The organism is Streptacidiphilus alkalitolerans (assembly GCF_042511045.1).
Classification (GTDB): Bacteria; Actinomycetota; Actinomycetes; order Streptomycetales; family Streptomycetaceae; genus Streptacidiphilus; species Streptacidiphilus alkalitolerans.
The window spans coordinates 1-23,352 of sequence record NZ_JBHEZX010000012.1 but is presented as its reverse complement, the minus strand read 5'-3'; the positions used below and the strand labels follow the sequence as shown (position 1 = coordinate 23,352).

General features: G+C 70.7%; 21 protein-coding genes, 2 rRNA genes and 1 riboswitch. Of the genes, 10 read left to right on the top strand and 13 right to left on the bottom strand.

From position 1 onward, the window contains the following. Nucleotides 1–45: 45 nt before the first annotated feature. A complete protein-coding gene (locus tag ACEZDG_RS25005) occupies nucleotides 46–672 on the bottom strand; it encodes a TetR/AcrR family transcriptional regulator (RefSeq protein WP_380513319.1) in 627 nt (208 codons plus the stop codon). Nucleotides 673–731: 59 nt separating this feature from the next. Here ACEZDG_RS25005 and ACEZDG_RS25000 point away from each other — a divergent pair, with 59 nt between their 5' ends. Beyond that, nucleotides 732–2,072: a hypothetical protein gene (locus ACEZDG_RS25000; protein WP_380513317.1), complete on the top strand. Its 1,341-nt coding sequence runs from the start codon at nucleotides 732–734 to the stop codon at nucleotides 2,070–2,072. 59 nt (nucleotides 2,073–2,131) lie between these two features. On the opposite strand, the gene ACEZDG_RS24995 is transcribed toward ACEZDG_RS25000, so the two are convergent. Next, on the bottom strand, nucleotides 2,132–3,958 hold the full coding sequence (locus ACEZDG_RS24995) for a bifunctional metallophosphatase/5'-nucleotidase (protein WP_380513315.1): 1,827 nt from the start codon (nucleotides 3,956–3,958) through the stop codon (nucleotides 2,132–2,134). A gap of 148 nt (nucleotides 3,959–4,106) precedes the next feature. On the opposite strand from ACEZDG_RS24995, the gene ACEZDG_RS24990 reads away from it, so the two are divergent. Continuing rightward, nucleotides 4,107–6,659 (top strand): DEAD/DEAH box helicase, encoded by a 2,553-nt coding sequence (locus ACEZDG_RS24990; RefSeq protein ID WP_380513313.1) that lies wholly within the window; start codon nucleotides 4,107–4,109, stop codon nucleotides 6,657–6,659. Between the two features lie 24 nt (nucleotides 6,660–6,683). Here ACEZDG_RS24990 and ACEZDG_RS24985 read toward each other — a convergent pair whose 3' ends face one another. Next, nucleotides 6,684–8,144 (bottom strand): DUF2079 domain-containing protein, encoded by a 1,461-nt coding sequence (locus ACEZDG_RS24985; RefSeq protein ID WP_380513311.1) that lies wholly within the window; start codon nucleotides 8,142–8,144, stop codon nucleotides 6,684–6,686. 205 nt (nucleotides 8,145–8,349) lie between these two features. Here ACEZDG_RS24985 and ACEZDG_RS24980 point away from each other — a divergent pair, with 205 nt between their 5' ends. Together ACEZDG_RS24980 and ACEZDG_RS24975 are read left to right on the top strand one after the other, a co-directional pair. Then, the gene (locus ACEZDG_RS24980) at nucleotides 8,350–9,009 is read left to right on the top strand and encodes a response regulator (protein ID WP_380513310.1); all 660 of its coding nucleotides are present in this window, start codon (nucleotides 8,350–8,352) and stop codon (nucleotides 9,007–9,009) included. Beyond that, a complete protein-coding gene (locus tag ACEZDG_RS24975; protein ID WP_380513308.1) occupies nucleotides 9,006–10,184 on the top strand; it encodes a sensor histidine kinase in 1,179 nt (392 codons plus the stop codon). The genes ACEZDG_RS24980 and ACEZDG_RS24975 overlap by 4 nt, the downstream gene beginning before the upstream one ends. On the opposite strand, the gene ACEZDG_RS24970 is transcribed toward ACEZDG_RS24975, so the two are convergent. Together ACEZDG_RS24970 and ACEZDG_RS24965 are read right to left on the bottom strand one after the other, a co-directional pair. Further along, on the bottom strand, nucleotides 10,181–11,953 hold the full coding sequence (locus ACEZDG_RS24970) for a phosphatidylglycerol lysyltransferase domain-containing protein (RefSeq protein WP_380513307.1): 1,773 nt from the start codon (nucleotides 11,951–11,953) through the stop codon (nucleotides 10,181–10,183). The two genes, ACEZDG_RS24975 and ACEZDG_RS24970, sit on opposite strands and share 4 nt — an antisense overlap. Nucleotides 11,954–12,207: 254 nt before the next feature. Beyond that, the gene (locus tag ACEZDG_RS24965) at nucleotides 12,208–13,509 is read right to left on the bottom strand and encodes a hypothetical protein (RefSeq protein ID WP_380513305.1); all 1,302 of its coding nucleotides are present in this window, start codon (nucleotides 13,507–13,509) and stop codon (nucleotides 12,208–12,210) included. Between the two features lie 213 nt (nucleotides 13,510–13,722). Here ACEZDG_RS24965 and ACEZDG_RS24960 point away from each other — a divergent pair, with 213 nt between their 5' ends. Next, complete coding sequence (locus tag ACEZDG_RS24960) at nucleotides 13,723–14,361, top strand: hypothetical protein (RefSeq protein WP_380513303.1); 639 nt, start codon at nucleotides 13,723–13,725, stop codon at nucleotides 14,359–14,361. A gap of 41 nt (nucleotides 14,362–14,402) precedes the next feature. Then, the gene (locus tag ACEZDG_RS24955) at nucleotides 14,403–15,017 is read left to right on the top strand and encodes a TIGR03086 family metal-binding protein (protein WP_380513301.1); all 615 of its coding nucleotides are present in this window, start codon (nucleotides 14,403–14,405) and stop codon (nucleotides 15,015–15,017) included. A 25-nt stretch (nucleotides 15,018–15,042) separates the two neighbouring features. On the opposite strand, the gene ACEZDG_RS24950 is transcribed toward ACEZDG_RS24955, so the two are convergent. The 5 genes from ACEZDG_RS24950 to ACEZDG_RS24930 form a co-directional block, all read right to left on the bottom strand. Continuing rightward, on the bottom strand, nucleotides 15,043–15,423 hold the full coding sequence (locus tag ACEZDG_RS24950; RefSeq protein ID WP_380513299.1) for a hypothetical protein: 381 nt from the start codon (nucleotides 15,421–15,423) through the stop codon (nucleotides 15,043–15,045). Continuing rightward, nucleotides 15,420–15,638, bottom strand: a complete 219-nt coding sequence (locus tag ACEZDG_RS24945) for a toxin-antitoxin system HicB family antitoxin (RefSeq protein WP_123494149.1) — start codon at nucleotides 15,636–15,638, stop codon at nucleotides 15,420–15,422. Before ACEZDG_RS24945 ends, ACEZDG_RS24950 begins: the two co-directional genes overlap by 4 nt. Nucleotides 15,639–15,692: 54 nt before the next feature. Next, entirely contained in the window at nucleotides 15,693–16,040 is a 348-nt protein-coding gene (locus tag ACEZDG_RS24940; protein ID WP_380513297.1) for a tetratricopeptide repeat protein, read from the bottom strand. 54 nt (nucleotides 16,041–16,094) lie between these two features. After that, complete coding sequence (locus tag ACEZDG_RS24935; RefSeq protein WP_380513295.1) at nucleotides 16,095–16,943, bottom strand: bifunctional 5,10-methylenetetrahydrofolate dehydrogenase/5,10-methenyltetrahydrofolate cyclohydrolase; 849 nt, start codon at nucleotides 16,941–16,943, stop codon at nucleotides 16,095–16,097. Between the two features lie 20 nt (nucleotides 16,944–16,963). Beyond that, nucleotides 16,964–17,071: riboswitch (ZMP/ZTP riboswitch) on the bottom strand. A 46-nt stretch (nucleotides 17,072–17,117) separates the two neighbouring features. Next, nucleotides 17,118–17,729, bottom strand: coding sequence for a TetR/AcrR family transcriptional regulator (locus ACEZDG_RS24930; protein ID WP_380513293.1), 612 nt, complete (start codon nucleotides 17,727–17,729; stop codon nucleotides 17,118–17,120). 105 nt (nucleotides 17,730–17,834) lie between these two features. Between ACEZDG_RS24930 and ACEZDG_RS24925 the strand changes: the two genes are divergently transcribed. From ACEZDG_RS24925 to ACEZDG_RS24910, 4 genes are all read left to right on the top strand, one after another. Further along, nucleotides 17,835–18,857 carry an NAD-dependent epimerase/dehydratase family protein gene (locus ACEZDG_RS24925; protein ID WP_380513291.1) on the top strand — a complete coding sequence of 341 codons (1,023 nt, stop codon included), beginning with the start codon at nucleotides 17,835–17,837 and terminating at the stop codon, nucleotides 18,855–18,857. 222 nt (nucleotides 18,858–19,079) lie between these two features. Further along, complete coding sequence (locus ACEZDG_RS24920; protein WP_380513289.1) at nucleotides 19,080–20,453, top strand: MFS transporter; 1,374 nt, start codon at nucleotides 19,080–19,082, stop codon at nucleotides 20,451–20,453. Between the two features lie 144 nt (nucleotides 20,454–20,597). Next, nucleotides 20,598–21,356: a hypothetical protein gene (locus tag ACEZDG_RS24915; RefSeq protein ID WP_380513287.1), complete on the top strand. Its 759-nt coding sequence runs from the start codon at nucleotides 20,598–20,600 to the stop codon at nucleotides 21,354–21,356. Beyond that, the gene (locus ACEZDG_RS24910; protein ID WP_380513285.1) at nucleotides 21,254–22,144 is read left to right on the top strand and encodes a hypothetical protein; all 891 of its coding nucleotides are present in this window, start codon (nucleotides 21,254–21,256) and stop codon (nucleotides 22,142–22,144) included. The genes ACEZDG_RS24915 and ACEZDG_RS24910 overlap by 103 nt, the downstream gene beginning before the upstream one ends. On the opposite strand, the gene ACEZDG_RS24905 is transcribed toward ACEZDG_RS24910, so the two are convergent. The 3 genes from ACEZDG_RS24905 to ACEZDG_RS24895 all read right to left on the bottom strand — a co-directional run. Beyond that, nucleotides 22,138–22,695, bottom strand: coding sequence for a histidine phosphatase family protein (locus ACEZDG_RS24905; protein WP_380513284.1), 558 nt, complete (start codon nucleotides 22,693–22,695; stop codon nucleotides 22,138–22,140). The genes ACEZDG_RS24910 and ACEZDG_RS24905 overlap by 7 nt on opposite strands. 395 nt (nucleotides 22,696–23,090) lie before the next feature. Beyond that, nucleotides 23,091–23,207: ribosomal RNA gene (gene rrf, locus ACEZDG_RS24900) — 5S ribosomal RNA — on the bottom strand. Nucleotides 23,208–23,256: 49 nt separating this feature from the next. Continuing rightward, nucleotides 23,257–23,352, bottom strand: a 23S ribosomal RNA gene (locus tag ACEZDG_RS24895); the annotation flags it as partial.

Sequence of the window (23,352 nt, the reverse complement as noted above, 5' to 3'; positions counted from 1 at the left end):
AAGACGGTTACCTGTCAGCATTCGGTAATGACTTCGGGGGCGGGTTCAGAGCAGGGTCGCCCTGAGCAGGTCCGCGATCCAGCCCCGGTACTCCTCCGGCGCCCAGCCCCGGTCCTGGGTGAGCCGGGCGAAGAGCTGGGGCGCGGTCAGCGCCCAGCAGGCGTCGGCGGCGCGGGCTGGGTCGAGCCCGGGGCGCAGCAGGCCCTCGGCCTCCAGGTGCGCGACGAAGGCCCGCAGCCCGGCCAGGCGTTCCTGCTCGGTGGCCGTCCTGACCTCGGCGAGCTCCGGATCGGCCGCGGCGAGCACGGCGAGCAGCCCGCCCAGCCGCTGGTGCAGGTCGCAGACGAAGGCGGCGTACAGCGCGAGCTTGCGCTCCGGGTCGGCGGTGGCCAGCACCTGCCGCATCGCCGGGCGGCGGCCGATCGGCAGCTGGTCGTGGTCGCCGGCCAGGGCGACGTCGTAGACCGTCTTCATCAGCTGCTGCTTGCCGCCGAACGCCTTGTAGACCATCTCGGCGGAGACCCCGGCCCTGGCCGCCACGGCACGGATGGTCGTCGCCTGGTAGCCGTCCCGCTCCAGCAGCTCCCGGCAGGCGCGGACCACGGCCTCGCGGTTGCGCTCGGCGGCGGCACGGCGTCCGGAGGTGTCGTACGGACGGGTCGAGGGAGGCACCGGACCACTCTACCGAGTCCGCCGATCAAGCTCGATCGTGTACTGCTAACTTCCCCCCCATGCGCATACAACTGCCCCACAGGAAAGCGGTGGCGGGGGTCACCGCCCTGCTCGCCGCCTTCGCGGCCGGCCTGCTCGGCGCGGCTCCGGCCCACGCCGCGGCGGCCTTCAGCTCCATCGACGCCAGCCAGTTCCAGCTCGACCCCGGCACCAGCTTCAGTACCGACAAGGCCGCGATCGCCGCGGTCGAGGCCACCGGCGCGGTCACCGTCCAGAATGCCAACCAGGTGCTCACCACCGGTGGCCACACCGGCTCGGTCGGCCTCTGCCACGGCACCGGCCTGGCCGCGAGCCTCAGCCCCAGCGGCTTCTGCTGGGACCAGGCGGACGACGTCTCCGACTCCTACACCACCGCCGGCGGCTGGACCCCGCAGGGCATCACCGGCTCCTACGACGCGCAGCCCAACGGCCTCTGGAGCGACGGCAGCGGCTCCCACACCGCCTTCATCGCCTCCTGGCACTTCGACGAGAAGATGGGGACCGCGAACGCCGTCGCCAATGAGTTCGCCAGGATCACCCTGGTCAACGCCGACAACAACAAGATCAACTACAACCACCTGCTGCTGGTCCAGCCCACCGTGGACGCCTCGGGCCACGCGGACTTCCACGCCACCCCGGCCACCCACGCGGACGGTGTGGTCTGGTACGGCAACACCGTCTTCGTCGCCAACGGCCGCTGGCTGCAGGTCTACTCGCTGCAGCACATCTGGAAGATGAACTCGCTGCAGGCCACCGTCGGCATCACCGGGAGCAGTTCCTCGGCCCGCTACAGCAACTACGCGCTGCCGCTGGTCGGTTTGTACCGCACCACCGCCTCGGACACCACCGGCTGCAACTCGACCACCGGGACCGGCGTCTGCCTGAACTCGCTCAGCCTGGACCGCAGCGGCGCGGACGGCCTGGTCTCGGCCGAGTTCTACAACAACCCGACCGCGGGCGGCAGCAGCGCGGGCGGCCGGGTCATCCGCTGGCCGCTCAACTACCTGACGGCGCTGCCGTCCACGGACACCCCGGACGTCCAGGGCGCCGGAATCACCCACGCCGGAGAGGCCTTCGTGTCCCCGATCTGGCACATGCAGGGCGCGGCCACCGACGGCACCAACTGGTACATCGCCGGGGACTGCCCGAGCGGGGTCGGCGGCGGGTCCAACGACACCGGGGGCCAGCCCTACTCCTGCATCCACAAGGCGCTGCCCAACACCGCCCCGCATGTGCTGACCACCTCGCCGGTGTACACCGAGAACCTCGGGTACTCCCCGTCCAGCGGACGGCTGTGGGGCATCAACGAGCGGATCAACAGCACCACCGGGATCCGGGTGGTCTTCTCCATCAACACCTGACCGACCTGGAACGCGCGGCCCGGGGCGATGCATACCCCGGGCCGCCGTACCCCCGCCGCCTACGCGTACAGCGGCACGCCCGCGCGGACCAGGCGCCAGCCCGGGTTCGCCGCGAAGTCGGCCGGGTTGATCTCGCCCTTGGCCTGCACCCAGGCGATCATGGTGTTGCGGATCTCGTCCGAACTGGTCCAGATCTGCGTCGCCGTGGCCACGTGCGGGAAGTTGCCGCCGCCGCTGGCCCGGTAGTTGTTGATCGCCAGCACGAACTGCCCGGCCGGGTCGATCGCCGCGCCCTGGAAGGACAGGTTGACGATCCGGGAGCCCACCGGCTGGGAGACGTCGATGTCGTAGGAGACCCCGTACACCTCGTCGTAGTTGTAGTCGGGCAGGTTGTTGGCGTTGGTGAGGGTGGCCTCGTTGATCGGCGCGCCCACCGCGAGGGTGTTGTAGTACTCGGCCGAGAACTCCAGGTAGTCCTTGATCTGGGCGCCGGTGAGGACCACCGCGGCCAGGGTGTTCTCGTAGATGTAGAGCCCCGCCGCGTCCCGCAGCCGGACCTGTCCTGACGGGATGTCGGCGGTCCGGTTGAACGGCGCGGCCTGCGCCAGCACCGGCAGGTCGGCGTAGGCGGTGCCGGCCAGGCCGGCCTTCACCGTGTCCGCCTGGACCTTGCCGATCAGGTCGACGATCGGCACGTTCTGGAACGGGGCTCGGGCGATCGACAGTTCGGTGGTCGAGGTGCCGATGACCTGGTTGACATAGGCGACGACGGCCGCGTGCTCCTTCGCCAGCAGCGCGACCACCTCGGGGTCCTCGGCCACGGTGTTGGAGTTGAGCACCTTGGAGGTGACCGAGGTGACCTCCCAGCTGCCGTGCACCAGCTCGACCTCGAAGTCGAAGCGGCTGATCCGCATGCCCCACTTCAGCGGCTCGGACAGCACCACGGTCTTGCCGGTCTTGGTGTTGGTGATCAGGCGCTGGTCCACCTCCACATGGGTGTGGCCGACCAGCACCGCGTCGATGCCGGGCACATTGGCGGCCATCTCGCCGGCCGCGTCCTCGGGCCAGGGCAGCTGGTCGCCGTAGGAGGTGGGCTCGTCGATCCCGGTGTGGGCGGTGACCATGACGATGTCGGCGCCGGCGCTGCGCACCTTGGGCACGAACACCGCCGCCTGCTCGGCCACCCCGGGGAAGGTCATCTGCCCGGACACATTGGCCTTGTCCCAGATGGCGATGCCGGGGTTGGTCAGGCCGAGGATGCCGACCCTGATGTCGGGCTGGTGCGGCACCCGGATCCGCTTGATGATGTACGGTGCGAAGGCGGGCTTGGAGGTCTTGCTGTCGATGGCGTTGGCCGCCAGCAGCGGGAAGTCGCACTGCTTCTCGAAGGCCCGCAGCAGCGGGATGCCGTAGTTGAACTCATGGTTGCCCAGGGCCGCCGCGTCGTAGCCGATGTGGTTCATGGCCAGCGCCATCGGGTGCTTGGGCGCCTTGTGGTGGCCGACGTCGATCGGCTCGACCCGGGCGAAGTAGTAGCTGAGCTGGGTGCCCTGGATCATGTCGCCGGCGTCGATCAGCAGGCTGCGGCCGTGCCCGATCTCCTCGCGCAGCTGGGTGACCAGGGTGGAGATCTTCGCCAGGCCGACGTCGTTGTGCGCCGCGTCGTCGTACTCGTGGTCGCTGAAGTAGTCCCAGTTCAGGCAGTTGCCGTGGACGTCCGTGGTGCCGAGCACACTGAAGCTGTACGTCGGGTTCGGCTTGGGGTGCCGGTCGGGGTGCTGCTTCGACGCCGCCTCGGCGGTGCCTCCGGCGGCGGAGGCGGCGACGGCGGTTCCGGCCGCCACGGCGGCGGAGCGGGCGACGAAGTCACGGCGGTTCAGGGGCACAGGTTCTCCATGCGGCAGGAAGGTCGGACAGGGAATTGGACGCGCGTAGATGGACGCGCGTAGAAGTCTGTACCTGACAAGGCGTCCGGCGCCAGACCCCCGGGGTTGCCGTCAGGTTTCCGCTGCTCGAAGGACGGGCGTCGCAGCGATGGACCCCGCCCGCCGCCGAACCAGGCAAGATGGTGCTGTGACCTTGACTGATCTGATCCCCGCCGACCCCCAGCCCGACGACCTGTTCACCGCGTTCGCGGGCTGGGCGGAGGAGCGCGGGATCACCCTCTACCCGGCGCAGGAGGAGGCGCTGATCGAGATCGTCTCCGGGTCCAACGTCATCCTGAACACCCCCACCGGGTCGGGGAAGAGCCTGGTCGCGGCGGGTGCGCACTTCGCCGCGCTGGCCCGCGGCGAGCGCACCTTCTACACCGCGCCGATCAAGGCGCTGGTCTCGGAGAAGTTCTTCGACCTGGTGAAGATGTTCGGCACCAAGAACGTCGGCATGATGACCGGCGACGCCAGCGTCAACCCGATGGCGCCGATCATCTGCTGCACCGCGGAGGTGCTGGCCAGCATCGCGCTGCGGGACGGCGCCCAGGCCGACGTCGGCCAGGTGGTCATGGACGAGTTCCACTTCTACGCCGAACCGGACCGCGGCTGGGCCTGGCAGGTGCCGCTGATCGAGCTGCCGCAGGCGCAGTTCCTGCTGATGTCGGCCACCCTCGGCGACGTCCGCCGGTTCGAGGCCGACCTCAAGCGCCGCACCGGCCGCCCGACCACCACCGTCAGCTCGGTCACCCGCCCGGTCCCGCTGTTCTACGAGTACCAGCGCACGCCCATCCACGACACCCTGGAGCAGCTGCTCTCCACCGGCCAGGCCCCGGTCTACGTGGTGCACTTCACCCAGGCCGCGGCCGTGGAGCGGGCCCAGGCGCTGATGAGCATCAATATGTGCTCCAAGGCGGAGAAGGACGCCATCGCCTCACTGATCGGCCACTTCCGCTTCACCACCAAGTTCGGCCGCAACCTCTCCCGCTTCGTCCGGCACGGCATCGGGGTGCACCACGCCGGGATGCTGCCCAAGTACCGCCGCCTGGTGGAGCGGCTGGCCCAGGCCGGGCTGCTCAAGGTCATCTGCGGCACCGACACCCTGGGCGTCGGCGTCAACGTGCCGATCCGCACCGTGCTGTTCACCGCGCTGTCCAAGTACGACGGGCAGCGGGTGCGGCTGCTGCGGGCCCGGGAGTTCCACCAGATCGCCGGACGCGCCGGCCGGGCCGGCTTCGACACCGTGGGCACCGTGGTCGCGCAGGCCCCGGAGCATGTCACCGAGAACGACAAGGCCCTGGCCAAGGCCGGTGACGACCCCAAGAAGAAGCGCAAGGTGGTCCGCAAGAAGGCCCCCGACGGCTTCATCTCCTGGGGCGAGGAGACCTTCACCAAGCTGATCGACGCCCAGCCCGAACCGCTGGTCTCCAAGTTCCGGGTCAGCCATCTGATGCTGCTCTCGGTGATCAACCGTCCGGGCAACGCCTTCGAGGCGATGCGGCACCTGCTGCTGGACAACGACGACGACCCGAAGGCCCGCCGCCGCCACATCGGCGAGGCCATCGCCATCTACCGCTCGCTGCTGGCCGGCGGCGTGATCGAGCGGCTGGACACCCCGGACGAGACCGGCCGGATCGTCCGGCTCACCGTGGACCTGCAGTCCGACTTCTCGCTGACCCAGCCGCTGTCCACCTTCGCCCTGGCCGCCTTCGAGCTGCTGGACGTGGAGTCCCCGTCCTACGCGCTGGACGTGCTCAGCGTGGTCGAGGCCACCCTGGACGACCCGCGGCAGATCGTCGGCGCCCAGGAGAACAAGGCCCGCGGCGAGGCCATCGGCGAGATGAAGCGGGACGGCGTCGAGTACGAGGAGCGGATGGAGCGGCTGCAGGAGATCACCTACCCCAAGCCGCTGGAGGAGCTGCTCGGCCACGCCTACGAGGTCTACCGGCAGGTGCACCCCTGGATCGGCGACCACCCGCTGCGCCCCAAGTCCATCGCCCGCGACCTCTACGAGCGCGCGATGACCTTCACCGAGTACGTCGGCTTCTACGAGCTGGCCCGCACCGAGGGCCTGGTGCTGCGCTACCTGGCCGGCGCCTACAAGGCGCTGGAGCACACCATCCCGGACGACCTCAAGTCCGAGGACCTGCGCGACCTGATCTCCTGGCTCGGCGAGCTGGTCCGCCAGGTCGACTCCAGCCTGCTGGACGAGTGGGAGAAGCTGGCCAACCCCGAGGACGAGGTCGAGGCCGCCCAGTCGCTGGACGAGAAGATCACCCCGGTCACCGCCAATGTCCGGGCCTTCCGGGTGCTGGTCCGCAACGCCATGTTCCGCCGGGTCGAACTCGCGGCGCTGGAACGGTACTTCGACCTCGGCGAGCTGGACGCCGAGGACGGCGGCTGGGACCAGGAGAAGTGGGCCGAGGCCATGGACGGCTACTGGGACGAGCACGACGACCTGGGCACCGGACCGGACGCCCGCGGGCCGAAGATGCTGATCATCGACGACGAGTCGATCCAGGGCGCCTGGCTGGTCCGGCAGGTCTTCGACGACCCGGCCGGCGACCACGACTGGGGCATCAGCGCCGAGGTCGACCTCGCCTCCTCCGACGAGGAGGGCCGCGCGGTGCTCCGGGTCACCGGCGTCGACCGGATGTGACCGTCCTTCAGGGACGCCGCCCCGTCAGGGGCGGCGCAGCAGGACCAGCCCGTCCCGGTCGGACTCGGTGCGGTAGCCCAGCGCGCGGTACTGGGCCAGCAGCCGTTCGGTGTCGGCGATGGCGCAGGGGACCTTGACGCTGGGGTCGGCGAGGTCGGCGACCACCCACTGCGGACGGGTCAGCGTCGGGCCCTGCGGCTGGCAGACCAGGCTGACCGTGTCCCTGTGCACCAGCTGGGCCGAGAGGTGGTTGGAGGCGGCCACGGTCGCGCCGTCGGGTATCCGGGCCAGCAGCCGCTTGGCCTCGGCGGTGCGCGGGGTGGTGCTCCAGGCCGCCGGCATCACCACCTCGTGCAGCGGGTACAGCGGGACGGTGACGGCGGTGACCAGGGCGCCCAGCGCCAGCGCCCGACGGTGCGTCAGCCGGGGCAGCCGCCGCGGGGCCCGGCCCAGCGCGTCCACCGCCGCGGCGAAGACCAGCGGCATCAGCACCGCGCTGTAGTGGTAGCTGACCCCCCAGTAGTGCGGGTTGTCGGACAGCAGCCGCCAGGCCAGGGTCGGCAGGCAGAGCAGGGCGAGCGGGGAACGCAGGCAGAGGAAGCCGGTGGGCGCGGCCAGCAGGAACAGCAGCAGCCACTTCACCGGCGGCCAGCCCACATGCAGCACGGCGTGCGTCAGGCCGCCGCCGGCGGCGGTGCCCGAGCCGGCGCCGCCGGGCAGCTGGTTCCAGTAGTCGAAGCCGCCGTGCTGGTTCACGGCCGGCAGCAGTACCAGCACCTCGACCGCGGTGCCGGCCAGGCCCAGGGCGGCGAGCCCCAACCCCAGGTACCGGACCTTGCGCCGTCCCCGCGGGCCCCAGCCGCCCTGCCAGGCCATGTAGCCGCCGATCGCGGCGACGGTCAGCCCCTGGTCCTCCTTGACCAGCAGCAGCGGCAGCGCCCAGAGCGTGGCAGCACGCCAGCGGCGGTGACCGAGAGCAGTGCTCGCAAACGCGAGCAGTGGTACCGCGAAGGCGATCTCATGGAAGTCGTCGGAGACCGCCTTGACGATCCCCCAGGAGGCCCCGACCGCGCAGCCGACCAGCAGCGCCGTCCTCGGACCGCGCACCTCGTACGCCCAGCGGGTCAGCGGGACCACGGCCAGGGCCATCAGCGCCGCCTGCGCCACCAGCAGGGTGACCGGCGAGGGGAACACCCGGTAGAACGGTGCGAGCAGCACCAGGATCGGGTGGAAGTGGTCGCCGAGCAGGTTGTAGCCGGGACCCTTGAGCGCCACGATCGGCGCCCGCCCGTGCGCGTAGGCGCGCACCGCCTGCTCGAAGATACCGAGGTCGTAGCCCTGGCTGATCAGCCGCCGGTAGCGGCTGATCGACACGCAGCAGTAGAGCGCGAAGAACGCCGCGGCAAGGGCCCAGGCCAGTCGGTTGGGCGGGATGCGGCGGCGGACGGGTATCGACTCGGACGTGGCGGGTCGTAGGTCGAGCAAGGCTCAGCACTCTTTCGGTATGCGAAGTGCACAGACTGCTGTACGCCTGCCCCATCGTCAAACAGTTGCCCGACAGGGTGACCGGACCGGCGCTGTCAAGTCCGGTCGTACACGACTTCTCGGCACGCCCTGGAACCGCGCCCCACCTGGCTCTCGTACTCTCATAGAGGCACGCCCCCACCCGTAGATTGCAGAGGTCACCGCGTTGATCCGTGTGGTCATCGTCGACGACGAGACGCTCGTCCGGTCCGGCCTGAGCCTGATCGTCGGTTCGGCCCCCGACATCGAGGTCGTCGCCACCTGCTCCGGCGGCGAGGCCGTGGACACCGTCGGCAAGTACGCACCGCAGGTGGTCCTGCTGGACATCCGGATGCCGGACGTGGACGGCATCACCGTGCTGCGCTCGCTGCGGGCCCTGCCGCAGCCGCCGACCGTGGCGATGCTGACCACCTTCGACACCGACGAGTACATCGGCACCGCGCTGCGCGGCGGGGCGGCCGGCTTCCTGCTCAAGGACACCGACCCGGAGCAGCTGGTGCACGCGGTCCGGGTGCTGGCCGCCGGCGGCCGGATGCTCTCCCCCGCCGTGACCGACATCGTCATCTCCGGCTATCTGGAGGCGGGCCCCGACCGGCAGACCGCCGACCGGCTGCGCACCATGACCACCCGGGAGCTGGACGTGCTCACCCTGCTCGGCGAGGGCCTGTCCAACGCCGAGATCGCCGGACGGCTGTTCCTCAGCACCGGCACGGTGAAGGACCACATCAGCGCGATCCTGGCGAAGCTCGGCACCTCCAACCGGGTCCAGGCCGCGGTCTTCGCGCACCAGGCCGGCCTGCTCGACGGCGGAGACCCGGCTCCGTGAACCAGCCCCGGCCGCCGTCCCAGGCCCAGCCGCCGTCCCCGCGCTGGTACCTGAACCGCTGGCTGCTGCTGTCGCTCCCGGTGCTGCTGGCCGCGGCCGACGCGCTGCTCGCCAACGACCTGGGCTCCCCGCTGCAGATGTCCACCTCGCTGCTGGCCGCCGCGGTGCTGCTGTTCCGCAACCGCTGGCCGGTGCCGGTGCTGCTGCTCACCCTCCCCGGGCTGCAGCTCAGCTACATCTGGCTGGCGCCGATCCTCGCCCTCTACACGGTCGCCACCACCGAGCGCCGACGCCCGGTGGTGGCCGGCAGCGCGCTGCTGCTCGCCCTGGCCCAGTTCCTGCCCTGGCCCTACGGCAGCGCGATGGACTGGGACCGGACCACCGTGCTGGCCGCGATGTACTCGCTGATGACGGCCGGCGCACCGGTCGTCCTCGGCCTGCTGGTGCAGACCCGGCGCGAGCTCGCGGTGCGGCTGGAAGAGCTGACCCGGGGTCAGGAGCGGGAGCAGCGGCTGCTGGCCCAGAACGTGCTGTCCACCGAACGGGCCCGGCTGGCCCGGGAGATGCACGATGTGGTGTCGCACCAGGTCAGCCTGATCTCGATCCAGGCCGGGGCGCTGCAGGTGTGCTCGGACGACCCGGCGGCCACCGCCGAGGGTGCCCGGACGATCCGTCAGCTGGCGGTGCGGACCCTGGAGGAGCTGCGGCAGATGGTCGGCGTACTGCGCGCCGCCGGGGGCGACGGGCGGGAGCTGACACCGCAGCCGACCCTGGCCGACCTGCCCCGACTGGTCGCCGGCAGCGGCCTGGACGCGCGCCTCGACGCCGATTTCGGCCCCCGGCGGCACTGGCCAGAACCGGTGGAACGGGCCGCCTACCGCACGGTCCAGGAGGCGCTGACCAACATCCGCAAGTACGCGCCGGGGTCCTCGGTGGCGGTACGGCTGCGGGCCGGCGGCGGGCTGCTGCACGTGGAGGTCCGCAACGGCCCGGCCGCGCCGGGGGCCGAGCCGCTGCTGCTGCCCAGCGGCGGCCACGGCCTGGTCGGCCTGCGGGAGCGGGCCCAGCAGCTGGGCGGCACCCTGGACACCCGGCCCACCGCGGACGGCGGCTACCTGGTCAGCGCCGCCCTCCCGCTGGCCGCCCCGCTCCCCCAGTCCCGGACCGAGGCTTAGGCGGCCCGCTCCAGCACCGGCTCCTGCGCCTCCACCGCCGCGCCGCGCCTGCGGCCACGGAGCAGCGAGGGCAGCCGCGGGGCCGCGATGAAGCCCTCGGCGCACGCGTTGACCAGCGCGATCCTGGGCAGGTCACGGCTGCGCTCGAACAGCAGGTAGCGGGGCTCCCACTGCGGGCGGTACTTGGCGTTGGCCCGGTACAGCGACTCGATCTGCCACCAGCGCGAGAAGAACATCAGCACCGAGCGCCAGGCCCGCAGGAACGGCCCGGCCCCCAGCCGGGACCCGCGCTCGAAGACCGCGCGGAACACCGCGAAGTTGAGCGACACCCGCTCGATGCCCAGCTGCGCGGCACCCTGCAGCAGCTCGATGACCATGAACTCCAGCAGGCCGTTGTCGGACTCCCGGTCCCGGCGCATCAGGTCCAGCGAGAGCCCGTGCTCGCCCCAGGGGACAAAACTGAGCAGCGCCCGCAGCTCGCCCTGGCCGTCCCGGCACTCCAGCATCACGCAGCGGCCGTCCGCGGGATCGCCGAGCCGTCCCAGCGCCATCGAGAAGCCGCGCTCGGTCTGCCCGTCGCGCCACTGGTCGGCCCGGCGGACCAGGGTCTCCATCTCCTTGTCGGCGATGTCGCCGTGCCGGCGGAGCATCACCGTGTAGCCGGCCCGGCGCACCTTGTTGTGCGCCTGGCGCACCCCGCGCATCGCGCGCCCCTCTAGCGTGAACTCGTCCACCTCGACGATCGCCTCGTCCCCCAGTTCGAGGGCGTCGAGGCCGTGCCGGGCGTAGACGGTGCCGCCCTCCTCGCTGGCTCCGGTGACGGCGGGGACCCAGGCGTGCTCACGGGCCTGCTCCAGCCAGCGTTCGATCGCGCCGGGCCAGGCCTCCACGTCCCCGATCGGGTCGCCCGAGGCGAGCGACACCCCGCCGAGCACCCGGTAGGTGACCGCGGCCTTGCCGGACGGGGAGAAGACCACCGACTTGTCGCGGCGCAGCGCGAAGTAGCCCAGCGAGTCCCGGGCGCCGTGCCGCTCCAGCAGGGCCCGCAGCCGGGTCTCGTCCTCGTCGCCCAGGAACTCCTTGCCCCGGCAGGCCCGGAACAGCGCGAACAGGACCAGCAGCAGCAGTCCCACGCTGAGCACGTTGATCGACACGTCCACCCAGCGCGGCACCGCCACGTCCAGTTCGCGGGGGCCGGTGAAGCCCAGGCTGACCACGCGCAGCAGCACGTAGTGGATCCGGTCGCCGAGCGAGGCCCCGGTCGCGGTGTTGGTCGCGCCCACCAGCAGCAGTCCGGCGAGCAGGGTCAGCAGACCGCCGCCGAGCAGCGCGCCCAGCGCCAGTCGCGGGTTGGACGGGTCGCCCTTGGCCCGGAACTCCTTCCGGCCGACCAGCAGCGCGACCAGCAGCAGCACCGCGACCCCGGCGCTGACCCAGTTGAAGGGGTGCGACCTGGCCTGCGGGTGCATCGTCATGGCCCGGACCTGGTCCGCCAGCAGCAGGGTGCTCAGCACCGTGTTGGCGATCCAGGCCGCACGCTTGCGCCGGTTCATCATCACGGCCATGACCAGCGCGAACAGCCCCGAGGCAAAGCCCGCCGTGAGCAGGTACGGGGTGTAGAGGTCACCGGTGTTGTGGTGCCGCATCTGGTCGCGCAGCGAGACGGACACCGCCCCGAGCAGATTGAGACAGGAGACCACCCGCAGGTACCAGACGACTGCGCGGGCACTGAGATGCTGCACACGGGGCGCGGCTGCGGCTTGAGACATCTGCTGAGACTCCGTGGGACCGACACGAGAAGAGAGGGGCGGCCGGCGGCGCGCGGGTGGGCGCGTTCCTACCAGCTCATTCAGCATGCGGGCGGAAGCCGGGCCCCGGCGTCCGCCCAGGGTCGTGGCCGTCCCCCGCCGATCGGCGGGAATCGGGTCACCCGGACGTCTTCCGGGGCGGAAAAGGGAACCGCGCGGCCGTCGTTTCCGTCGCCGCGCGGCTCCGTACCCGTCCGGTTCAGACGTGCCTGTGCTCAGACGTGCGCGGGCGTCGCCGTCGAACCGGGGGTGCGGGTGGGCGTCGTCCCGCCGGTGTAGTCGCGCCAGTCGGTCGGCCTGCTGCCCACGTCCAGGGTGCGCAGCTTCGCCAGCACCGCCGGGTCCTGCACCTCCAGCCACTCCACCAGCTGACGGAACGACACCAGCCGGACGTCGGGCTGCTCCGCGATCTCGCGCAGCGCCTGCTCGACCGACTTCATGTAGATGCCGCCGTTCCAGCTCTCGAAGTGGTTGCCGATGAAGTACGGCGCCCGGTTGGTGCTGTACGCGCGGTGGAACCCGGCCATGTACGACTCGTACGACTGCCGCTGCCAGTACGGGCGGGTCGCCGGATCGCCGTTGATGTTGGCGTTGGACTGGTTCGCCAGCATGTTGTAGTCCATCGACAGCACCTGGAAGCTGTGCCCGGGGAAGGGGATCGACTGCAGCGGGAACTCCCACAGCCCGCCCCGCTTGCCCGGCCAGACCTGGTTGCCGCCCGGCGAGCTGGCGTCGTACTTCCACCCCAGCGCCTTGGCCGTGGGCAGCAGGTTGTCCCGGCCCAGCAGGCACGGGGTACGGCCGCCGATCAGCTCCTTGGTGTAGTCGAACGGCAGCGGCGGCAGATCGGTGAAGCCGGTGTTGGTGCGCCACTTGGTGACGAAGCCGACGGCCTGCTCGATCTCGCTGCGCCAGTCCGCCGAGGACCAGGTGCCCACGCCGTTGCTCGGGCTGCAGAAGTGGCCGTTGAAGTGGGTGCCGATCTCATGGCCCTCCAGCCAGGCCGGACCGACCTGCTGCAGGGTCCACCGGATGTGCTCGTCGGTGAGGTAGCCGATGTCGGAGGCCCCGGGGCGGTGGCCCGGCGGCCGGTAGATCGTCTGCTTGCTCTCCGGGAGGAGGTAGATGCCGGACAGGAAGAAGGTCATCGTCGCCTTCGTCTCCTGCGCCACCTTCCGGTAGTGCGAGAACAGCTGCTTCTTGTCCTCGCCGGCGCCGTCCCAGGAGAACACCACGAACTGCGGCGGACGCTGCCCGGGGGCGAGCCGCTCCGGCACCGGCTGGTTCGGCTGCGCCCCGGTGTCGGAGGTCGAGCCGTCACCGATCAGCCGCGCCCCCGCGGTCGGTGACGCGCTCGCGGACGAGGAGCCGCGGGGCGTGCCCTTCCCGGTACGGGCGTCCCCGGAGGACCCCTTCCCGGGATCCGATCCGTCCGCGCAGCCGGTCACCCCCATGGCAGTGGCGGCGGCGACCGCACCGCCTGCGGCGAGTACGTTCCTGCGGGACATTGCGCCCATGGGGTGTCTCCCGACGTTCGACTGGTACATCTGTACTGATACTGGGACGAGCAAACCGCTCCCTCGGTTTCGCCCCTCACAGTACGCACATAGACTGCGCGTCCCGGACAAGCGGGACACTTCATGTGATCTTTCATATCCGCAGCCGCCCGGGTCCGCACCTCGCCGCGCAGCGGATCGCCCCCCGAACGAGTGACCCCCTACGCTGCAGCCATGACTGACTGGGCGACAGTTTCCAATCTGGCCACGGCCTCCGGCACGCTGGTGCTCGCCGCCGCCACCTTCTCCTCGATCCGCTCGGCGAGCCGGTCCGCGCAGGCCGCGGAGCGTGCGGTCCAGGCCGCGCTGCGTCCGCTGCTGATCTCCTCACGGCTGGAGGCACCCGATCAGAAGCTGATCTGGCAGGACGGCCACTGGACCCACCTCGCCGGCAGCACCGGATACCTCCACCTGGAGGACGGCGCGCTCTACCTGGCGGCCTCGCTGCGCAACGTCGGACCCGGCCTCGGTGTCATCCACGGCTGGCGTGTCGGCGAGCGCCCGCAGTACGCGGAGCACAGCCATCCCCCGGTGGACGACTTCCACCGGCAGGGCCGCGACCTCTACATAGCCCCGGGCGACACCAGCTTCTGGCACGCCGCGATCCGCGAGGCCGACCACCCGGACCACGCGGTGCTGCTGCAGCAGATGAAGGAGCGCGACCGGATCAACATCGACCTGCTGTACGGCGACCACGAGGGCGGGCAGCTCACCATCAGCCGCTTCGCGATGATCGCCAGGGGCGACGACAGCAGGACCTGGTTCTGCCAGGTCGTCCGGCACTGGAACGTCGACCGTCCGGATCCGCGCTGAACCCGGAGGTCCGTGAGGTGTCCGCCGCTAGGGTCAGGGTCATGAGCGACATCCGCATACTCCACCAGCGTGCCCTGACGGTCACTCAGTCCCTGGTGGACCAGATCGATCCAGCACAGCTCGACCTGCCCACCCCCTGCGCGGCCTGGACCCTCGGCCAGCTGCTGGCCCATATGACCGGCCAGAACCACGGCTTCGCCGCAGCCGCCCGGGGCGAGTCCGAGGACCTGGCCATCTGGGACGACCGCCCGGTCGGCGAGGACCCGGCCGGAATCTTCGCCGCCTCGGCCGACGACCTGGTCGCGGCGTTCGCCGAAGAGGGGGCGCTGCAGCGCACGCTCTGGCTGCCGGAGATCCACCCGCGCTTCCGCTTCCCCGCGGTACAGGCCCTCGGCTTCCAGTTCATCGACACCGTGGTCCACGCCTGGGACGTCGCGGCGGCCATCGGCGCACCGGTGGCCTTCGACCAGGAGCTGCTGGACGCCGCACTCCCGATCGCCGAGTCCGTCCCGGACGGGGAGAACCGTCTGGCGGCCGGCTCGGCCTTCCAGCCCGGCCTGGTGGACGGTGCGGCGGACGGCGACGGCGACGGCTGCGGCCCCACCCTCGACCGGATCCTGTCCCTGCTCGGCCGCTCGCCGAAGTGGCGCGGCTGAGCCATCGGTCCACAGGTTGGTCGGATCAGTTGAGGTCGGTCAGCTGCCGGAGCGCCTCGGCCGTCGCGAAGACGTCCGCACGGCGCTCCTTGGCATGCTCGACCAGATCCGCCAGCGCGAAGCTGTTCGGCAGTTGCTTGATCCCCGCCATCGCGAGATAGGAGCGGGTCAGCGTCGCCGCGTAGAACTCGTTCATGGGGCTGTCGAGCGGCGGACACACCGCAAGGGTGTGCAACAGCGCCGCCGCCCGCCAGCAGATGTCGCGCGGTTCCTCGTCGGCGACCAGCACGATGTCACTCGCGTGCCGCGCTATCGCGGCGCTGATCCCCGAGGGGTCCCAGACGGTGGGGTCGGAGGGAAGGTGATGCGCCAGAACGTTCCAGGCCCAAGCCTCATCTGCCTTCACGCGCTCTTCCGCCCGAACCGCTCCTGGAAGTAGGCCCAGTTCTCCTCGGTATTGAACTCGGCAGCCGCGTCAAGGGACCGCTGACGGTCGGCGTCAAGCTCGCGCTTGGCCACCTCGGTCACCAGCGCCGTGATCGTCGTTCCCTCGGCCGCCGCCCGCGCCGCCAGACGGGCGTGGAACTCCTCGTCCACCCGAATGGTGATGTGCTTCGACATGTCAGTCAGCGTACAGCGCCGCCGCTGTACAGGCGACGCCCTACGGGGACTTGGTCAGTTCCGGAACGTGCCCTCGAAGGCCTCGGCCAGCCGCAGCCAGGTCGCGGCCTCCTCCTTGCGGCCCTGCCGCTGCAGTGTCCGACCGAGCATCAGGTGGGCGTAGTGCTCCACCGGATCCCGCTCGATGACCGCCCGCAGCTGCTCCTCGGCCCGCCAGAGCTGGGCCGAGTGGTAGTAGGAGCGGGCCAGCAGCATCCTCGCGTCCAGCTGTTCCGGGACCTCGGCGACCACGGGCTCGAGAATCCGGGCAGCCTCGGCGTAGTCCTTGGCCTCGAAGAACATCCCGGCCCTGCGCCACTTCTCGGCGAGCGACTCCTCCACGGAGCTGTAGTGAATCGTCATGTTCGCCTCAGCATAGGTGAAGCTTCAACTATTCCCCACGGGCCCTGCACCCGCCTACCGCTGGGCGGACCGCTCGGCCGCCACCACCGTCTGCTCCAGCAGCAGCGCGATCGTCATCGGCCCCACTCCGCCGGGCACCGGCGTCAGCAGACCGGCGCGCTCCCGTGCCCCCTCGGCGTCGACGTCCCCCACATTGCCCGGGTTGTAGCCGGCGTCGATCACCACTGCGCCGGGCTTGATGTCCGCGCCCTTGATGAACTCCGGCCGCCCGACCGCGGCGACCAGGATGTCCGCCCCGGCGATCTCCGCGGAGAGGTCGACCGTCCGGGAGTGACAGTAGGTGACCGTCGCGTCGCGGGCCAGCAGCAGCATCCCCATCGGCTTGCCCAGAATCGGACTGCGCCCGACCACCACGGCCCGCTTCCCGGCCGGGTCGACCCCGTACGCGTCCAGCAGCCGCATGATCCCGCCCGGCGTGCAGGAGACGAACCCGTCAGCCTGGCCGAAGGCCATCGCGGCGAACGACCACATGGTCACCCCGTCCACGTCCTTCGCCGGGGCGATCGCCTCGAACGCGGCCCGCTCGTCGATGTGCCCGGGCACCGGGTGCTGCAGCAGGATCCCGTGCACGGACGGGTCGTCGGACAGCCCCCGGATCACCGCCACCAGTTCCGCGGTCGTGGTGGCCTCGGGCAGCGAGACCAGCCGCGACTCGATCCCGGCCTTGGCGCAGCGGCGGCGCTTCATCGCCACATAGGTCACCGAGGCGGGGTCGTCGCCCACGATCACCGTGGCCAGGCACGGCCGTACGCCGGTCTCCGCCACCAGGATCCGCGCGCGCTCGGCACTGCGGTCGACGATCTCGCGGGCCAGCTCGGTACCGTTCATCAGCTCTGCAGACATGGGCACACCCTCGGTGGGAGATGGATTGCCCAGGCGCACGGCTGCTTCGTCTTCGGCTTCGTCTTCGTCCGAAGGCGGACCGCTCCCCGGTGGTTCACCCCACCCAAGCGCCAGTCACGTCCCGCCCGGTCACTCTATCGCCATCGCCATCGCCATCGCCATCGTCCCGGCTTCTCAGCGGTGAGTACGCAGCCCGTCAACAACAAGATCGAGAATCCGAGCGGCGCGCTGCCGGCTGCCCGGCCCCGGGGGGATCCGCCACAACACGCTCAGCTGCAGCAGCACATCCTCCGGTTCGATGCCCGGTTTGAGCACCCCCGCAGTCGCCCCGGCATCAAGGAGGACGGCGATGGCGCCGAGGAAGGGCTCGTAGTTCTCGTCGTCGAGCCCGCCGTTGGTCGCCGCGTGGATCACCTCCGCCACGCCGTACTTGAGCTGCCCGTAGCGGGCGACCTCGTCGAACCAGAGCCGCAGGGCCTCGATCGGGAGGCGCGAGGCAGCCAGGGTGTGCGCGAGGTCGATGACCTTCTGGATCTCCTGGTGGTACAGCTCGACGATCAGCGCTTCCCGGGTGGGGAAGTGGCGATACAGCGTCCCCACCCCGACCCCGGCCTGCTTGGCGATGGAGGTCATCGAAGTCGTCGAAGCGCCAGAGGCGGACGCGGCGAACGCCTCGCCGGCGACAGCGAGGATCCGGGCCCGGTTGGTGCGGGCGTCCGTGCGGGTCGCTCGTGGCGGCAGCGGGTTCACAGGATCTGCAGGGTTCACGGGGTTCACGGGGTTCACGACTGGGTCCGTTCGGTGCGGATTGCAAAACGGAAGGGCTTCCGTTACGTTCGGAGTCATAGCGGAAGGGCTTCCGTTTAATCTTCGCACACCTGGAGGACAACCATGCCGGAAACGGTTCTGGTCACCGGAGGCAGCGGCTACATCGCAGGCTGGTGCATCACCGAGCTGCTGCGGAACGGCTACGAGGTACGCACGACGGTCCGCAGCGGAGGGAAGGAGCAGGCCGTCCTCGACGCGGTGTCGACCCAGCTGGACCCCGCCGGGCGGCTCAGCTTCGCCGTCGCGGACCTCACCGCCGACGACGGGTGGGACGACGCGGTCAAGGGGGTCGACTACGTCCTGCACGTCGCCTCCCCGCTCGGCGGCGGCGCCACCGACGACCCGGACGCGATGATCGCCCCGGCCCGCGACGGGGCCCTGCGGGTCCTGCACGCCGCGACCGCGGCCGGCGTCAAGCGCGTGGTGCTGACCTCGGCGGCGAACGCCGCCAGCCCGTCCTCCTACGCCACCCAGGGCGTGACCGACGAGACCCTGTGGACCGACCCCGAAGACCCCACGCTGAGCCCCTACCGACGCTCCAAGACCCTCGCCGAACGGGCCGCATGGGACTTCATGGACAGCCACCAGGGCTCCACCGAACTGGTCACGGTGCTCCCCGGCGCGGTGTTCGGCCCCATCCTCACCACCAGCAACATCGGCTCGGTCGGCATCGTCGGCCGTCTGGTCTCCGGCAGGATGCGCGGCGTACCGCGCATCGGACTCGAGATCGTGGACGTCCGCGACCTCGCCGACATCCACATCCGCGCCATGACCTCACCCGACGCCGCAGGCCAACGCTTCCTCGCCACCGGCGAGTTCACCTGGATGTCGCAGATGGCCCGCACCCTGCGCGAGGGCCTGGGCGCCGAGGGCCGACGCGTCCCCACCCGGCAGGTGCCCGACTTCGCGGTCAAGCTCGTCGCCCGCTTCCGCGACCCCTCGCTGCGCGAGATCACCCCCGCCCTGGGCCGCCGCAACCGCCACAGCACCGCCAAGGCCCACCGCATCCTCGGCTGGCAACCCCGCCCCGCCCACCGAACCGTCCTCGACTGCGCCCACAGCCTCCTGTCCCACGACGCCCTCTGACGCCGTCGACGAGGGAACGCGATCACCCGGGCCCGTCGTTGGTCCCCGGGAGAGGAGCGTCCATGAAGACACGTCAGCGGGACCGCGGTGCACCCGAACCGCAGGAGCCGTGGAGCGAAGTCAGGCCGGGGCTATGGATGGGCGGACACTTCTGGGCCCCTGTCGACGGCGAAGTGCGGCCCGCCGTCGTCGACACTGAAACGGAACAACCGCGACGTTCTGGTGCGCTGCCACTCCGGCTACAACCGCTCCGGCCTCGTCGTCGCACAGACCCTGATCGAGCTGGGCCAGGACCCCCTCGCTGCCATCGCCCTCGTCCGACAGAAGCGATCCCCCTGGGCCCTCAACAACCAGATCTCCTCCTTCCTGTGGTGGACGTGCCTGCGGGCGGTGTTCCACCGGGGGTACGTGCTCGCCTCCGGGATCTACTTCGTGGTCGACGCCCGCCTGTCACCGAGCCAGATCATCGGTCTCGGAATCGTCATGGCAGCCACGCTCACCCTCTCGGACATCCCGGCGGGTGCCTGGTCCGACACGTTCAGCCGCAAGTGGCCGCTGGTAGCCGGCCACGGATTCCTCGCCGCCGGAATGGTGCTGACCGGCCTCGTCACCGCCTATCCGCTGGTCCTTTGCACACAGGTGCTCTGGGCACTGGGGTGGGCGTTCTCCGGAGGAGCGGACGTCGCTTGGCTGACCGAAGAACTCGGCCGGCCGAACCGGGTCGCCCGAGTGCTCGCGGCACGAGCCCGCTGGGAGCTCATCGGCGGGGCGGTCGGAATGATCGTGTTCGGCCTGCTCGGCTGGGCGGTCGGCCTGTCCGCGGCGATCGTGGCGTCCGGCGCCGCGATGGCGCTGCTGGGGCTCTTCGTCGCCAGCAGGTTTCCCGAGGACAACTTCCACCCCGTCCACGGTCACCGCCTGGCCGCGTCGCTGTCGGTCCTCAGGCGAGGGATCGCCCTGGCCCGCCAGGACCGGGAGATACTGCTCATGTTGGCGGCCACAATGGCTGTCAGCGGCGCAGAAGTGATCAGCTGGCTGTTCGCCCGACGACTCGTCAGTTTGGGCCTGTCCGGTAATCCGGTCGTCTCCTACGCGATCGTCGGGCTCCTGTCGACCGTGGCAGGTGTCATCGCGCTGCGCCTGGTGGAGGCACGGATCGCGGTGGCGAGCTCGGCGCGGAGCGCCTACGCGGCCGGATGCCTGGCAGCCGCGGTCGGACTGGCCCTCCTGGTTCTCGCGCCCAACGCCGTTGTCGGCGGCATCGGTCTGCTGCTCGCGAGCGGCGTCGGCTTCAGCATCACCAGAGCGGTGAGCGTGATCTGGGTGAATCGACGCGCGACGAGCGACATCAGGGCAACGATCCATTCCCTGCTCTCCCAGGCGGAGACCACCGGCGAAGTCGCGGGTGGTCTCCTACTGGCGCTCACAGCCCAAGCAGCGGGCATGTCGGCGGCGTTCACCGGCTCCGGCGTACTGATCGCCTGCGTGGGTGTGCTGATAGCGACCATGCGACCCAGGGTCGGTACGGTCGCTGCCGTTCACGTTCCCGTGCAGCCACAGCCACAGCCGCCGGAGCACACCGCGTATGCCGAGTAGGAAGCGCTGACCACCTGCTGCAACCAGCACAGTCGTGACTCCTGCGTCGCCGTGATGTGATCACGTCGGCGCAGACTGGCGTGCATGAGCGAACTGCGGGGGATCGCGCGGGCGTTGGCGTGGGCAGGACATCCGGTGACGGTCATGGCCGCAGCAGTGCTGGCCGTCAACGACCACCTGCTGAAGCAGATCTGGCCGGGCCCAGTGACCGGCAAGCTCAGCGACCTCGCCGGGATGCTCGTCGCACCGCCGCTGTTGGCACTGGTGCTGTCAGCCTGCCTGCGCCGGGGCGACCCGGACCGGCTGGCGGCGTTCTCGCTGGGCGCGGTCGGCCTCGGCTTCGCCGCCGTGAAGTGCAGCGACGTCTGCGCCCGGCTGGCCGCCGAGGCCTGGCCCTGGCCCGGGCCCTCGCACATCACCGCCGACCCCACTGACCTGCTGGCCCTGCCCGCGCTGTGGCTCGCCCGGCTGGTGTGGACGCGGGCCCGCCGCCGCCCCGCCACCGCGCTCGCGGTGCGCAGGGTCACGTCGCTGATCGCGGTGCCGCTGATGGTGCTGGCAGTGGCCGCCACCACCGAGACGGACCACTTCGCGGCCACCTCGGTCGGCACTACGGCGGACGGCAGCATCGTGATCACCGTACGCGGCAACGCCGACGGCAGCCCGTGGTACCGCACCAGCACCGACGGTGGGGTGACGTGGCGTCAGCCCGCCACTGTGCCCGAGGCTGCCGTGACGGCCGACGCCTGCGTGCCGGGCAGCCCGCCCTCTGCTACCGGGTGGGCCTCGGCGCGCAGGAGGTGCGGCAGACCACCGACGGCGGCACGCACTGGTCCACCGTCTGGCGGCTGTCGCCCGGACGGCAGGTCTACCTGCGGCGGGAACTCCCGGACAACCCGCTGAAGGACGCTCCGCCGGCCTACGACTCCACCTCGGTCGCAGTGGCCCGGGTGCCCAGCGGCTACCGGGTAGTGGTGGCCGACCAGCAGGACGGGTTGCTGGTACGCGACGCCACCGGGCGCTGGCAGCGCCGGGGCTTCACCGGCCTGGACGTGCGGGGCCAGGCCCTGCCCGCCCCCGCCGCGACCCCGCTCACCAGCGGCTTCGGGCCGATCGGCAAGGAACTGCTGCTGGCGGTGTTCGCGGGCTGGCTCGCCTGGCTGCTCGGCACCAGCGCCGCCTTGATCCGCCGGGCCGGTCCCGGCCTGCGGCGCAGGGTGGTCCGGTGGGAAGCCCCGCGCTGGCTGGTGGTGACCGGACTGGCCGTGTTCACGGCCTTCATCAGCGACCAGGGCCGTTGGAGGGTTGAGGACAACATCGGCCTCGATTCCGGGTTCGTGCTGCTGTTCCTCTATCCCGCCTCCGCCCTGGTGACCCTGCAACTGCGACCGACCCGCTGGGCGCGCAGCCTGGTGCTGCCGCTGACCGGGGTCTGTATCGGCACGGCGATGGTGTTCCTGCTGCCCGTCCTCGGCTGGTCCTCGGGCTCGCCGGACAGCTACACCACCGCCCTGACCGTTTCCCTGGCGCTGCTCGCCCCCTGCCTCCTCGCGGCGGTCGGCGTCGGCTGGGCCCGCGCCCACAGCCTCCCCCGGCTCCGGCTCCGGCCCCGGCCGCCCAGACGGCTTTACCACCCGCAGGGGCCGGCCCTGCGCGCGCCTCATGAGCGTGGTGGACCGCAAGGTCAGTAGGCGGGAGCGGTGAGGGTGTAGTGCCAACCGGGCTGCCAGGAGCCGGGGTTGAGGACGAGTTGCTCCAGTCGGGCCCCGGTCAACAGGCAGTCGAGCGCCCAGCGGTTGGCCGAGTGCGCGATCAGCAGCACCCGGGATCGGTAGGGCCACCGTCCGGCGGCCAGGTCGCCGAGAAAGTCCGCGGTGGCACCGAGGACATCGCGATAGCTCTGCCCCGAGGGGAACGGCAGGTCGACGTGTCGGCGGCGCAGCGGTGCCAGCGCCGCCATGGGCGTGCCGTTGAGCTCCCCGTAGTTGCACTCACGCAGCCGGGAGTCCTGATGGACCGGCAATCCACTGCCGGCGAAGGCGATCCGTGCGGTCTCCACAGCCCGTTCCAGATCGGACGTGAACACAGCCTCGACCCCCGTGCCCAGCCTCCGCGCACCAAGGTCAGCCGCCTGCAGCCGCCCGGTCGGCGAGAGCACGCCGGGCAGCCAACCGGTGGCGATACCGGACTCGTTGTCCATGGTGGTGGCATGCGTCTCAAAGATGATCTCGAGCACTGTCACGTCCCTTCCCCCCATCTGCCCAGAACGATCCCATTCCCACTTCGCCCTGGACGTCACGACGCGACGAACCTTGGGGGTGGGGGCGGCTTCGGTGTGTGGCTTGGGCTCCCGGGTCGTTGCCGGGTGGCGGGGGTGTGCCTGGCCGGGGTTGCTCGGCTCCGCCTCGCGGCCAACAACACGGCCGAGAGGCGGTGGCGGGGCGTCGTCTATCGCCGGCGGGAAGGGGGCGGCGGACCTGGGCCCGGTGCGGGGCTCCCTGTCGTTGGCTTCTTTGCGCCGCAGGCGCGAGACGGCGCCCCCACTGTGGCAACGGTGAGGGCCGACCCCGCGGGTGTTCGGTCGTGAACGCAGTGAAGCCCCCTGACAAGATGTCAGGGGGCTTCACTGGAATGGTTGTTCGGCGGCGTCCTACTCTCCCACAGGGTCCCCCCTGCAGTACCATCGGCGCTGTGAGGCTTAGCTTCCGGGTTCGGGATGTTACCGGGCGTTTCCCTCACGCTATGACCACCGAAACACTATGAGGCCGTTGCCTCAGAACTGCACAGTGGACGCGTAGCAACTATGGTCAAGCCCTCGGCCTATTAGTACCGGTCAGCTCCACCCCTTACAGGGCTTCCACATCCGGCCTATCAACCCAGTCGTCTACTGGGAGCCTTA